Here is a 1,834-nt window from a genome sequence, read left to right as displayed (position 1 = left end):
ACAGCCGATAAGCGTGAGCGCTCAACTTGCGCGAGAAGCTCTGGAAAGGAGGTGATCCAGCCGCACCTTCCGATACGGCTACCTTGTTACGACTTCACCCCAGTCATGAATCCTACCGTGGTGACCGTCCTCCTTGCGGTTAGACTAGCCACTTCTGGTAAAACCCACTCCCATGGTGTGACGGGCGGTGTGTACAAGACCCGGGAACGTATTCACCGCGGCATGCTGATCCGCGATTACTAGCGATTCCAGCTTCATGCACTCGAGTTGCAGAGTGCAATCCGGACTACGATCGGTTTTCTGGGATTAGCTCCCCCTCGCGGGTTGGCAACCCTCTGTTCCGACCATTGTATGACGTGTGAAGCCCTACCCATAAGGGCCATGAGGACTTGACGTCATCCCCACCTTCCTCCGGTTTGTCACCGGCAGTCTCCTTAGAGTGCTCTTGCGTAGCAACTAAGGACAAGGGTTGCGCTCGTTGCGGGACTTAACCCAACATCTCACGACACGAGCTGACGACAGCCATGCAGCACCTGTGCGCCGGTTCTCTTTCGAGCACTCCCACCTCTCAGCGGGATTCCGACCATGTCAAGGGTAGGTAAGGTTTTTCGCGTTGCATCGAATTAATCCACATCATCCACCGCTTGTGCGGGTCCCCGTCAATTCCTTTGAGTTTTAATCTTGCGACCGTACTCCCCAGGCGGTCAACTTCACGCGTTAGCTACGTTACTAAGGAAATGAATCCCCAACAACTAGTTGACATCGTTTAGGGCGTGGACTACCAGGGTATCTAATCCTGTTTGCTCCCCACGCTTTCGTGCATGAGCGTCAGTATTGGCCCAGGGGGCTGCCTTCGCCATCGGTATTCCTCCACATCTCTACGCATTTCACTGCTACACGTGGAATTCTACCCCCCTCTGCCATACTCTAGCCTGCCAGTCACCAATGCAGTTCCCAGGTTGAGCCCGGGGATTTCACATCGGTCTTAGCAAACCGCCTGCGCACGCTTTACGCCCAGTAATTCCGATTAACGCTTGCACCCTACGTATTACCGCGGCTGCTGGCACGTAGTTAGCCGGTGCTTATTCTTCCGGTACCGTCATCCCCCGACTGTATTAGAGCCAAGGATTTCTTTCCGGACAAAAGTGCTTTACAACCCGAAGGCCTTCTTCACACACGCGGCATTGCTGGATCAGGCTTTCGCCCATTGTCCAAAATTCCCCACTGCTGCCTCCCGTAGGAGTCTGGGCCGTGTCTCAGTCCCAGTGTGGCTGGTCGTCCTCTCAGACCAGCTACTGATCGTCGCCTTGGTAGGCCTTTACCCCACCAACTAGCTAATCAGCCATCGGCCAACCCTATAGCGCGAGGCCCGAAGGTCCCCCGCTTTCATCCGTAGATCGTATGCGGTATTAATCCGGCTTTCGCCGGGCTATCCCCCACTACAGGACATGTTCCGATGTATTACTCACCCGTTCGCCACTCGCCACCAGGTGCAAGCACCCGTGCTGCCGTTCGACTTGCATGTGTAAGGCATGCCGCCAGCGTTCAATCTGAGCCAGGATCAAACTCTTCAGTTTAAACCTGTTACTGTTTTCGGTTCAGTTAAGAACCGGTCGCTCACTCAAAGCTGACAGGAATATGAATCACTTCATAAACCTGACTTACTTTAGTGTGAGACTCTTGATACTTTCGCTATCTGATCCGAGGATCAGCTCGCTTTCATCAAGCGCCCACACTTATCGGCTGTTAATTTTTAAAGAGCATTCTGCGAGGAACTTCGTGTTTCTCAGCAGCGCTGCGTTTTCAGCAGCAGAGAAGCGAGATTATGAACCGT

1 rRNA gene is annotated in these 1,834 nt (G+C 53.7%); it reads right to left on the bottom strand.

Annotated elements, in window-relative coordinates:
• Positions 1-44 precede the first annotated feature (44 nt).
• Positions 45-1,577 (bottom strand): 16S ribosomal RNA (locus CFB43_RS37400).
• Positions 1,578-1,834 lie beyond the last annotated feature (257 nt).

Source organism: Burkholderia sp. AU15512, from assembly GCF_002223325.1.
Lineage (GTDB): Bacteria > Pseudomonadota > Gammaproteobacteria > Burkholderiales > Burkholderiaceae > Burkholderia.
This window is presented reverse-complemented; position numbering and strand designations above follow the sequence as displayed.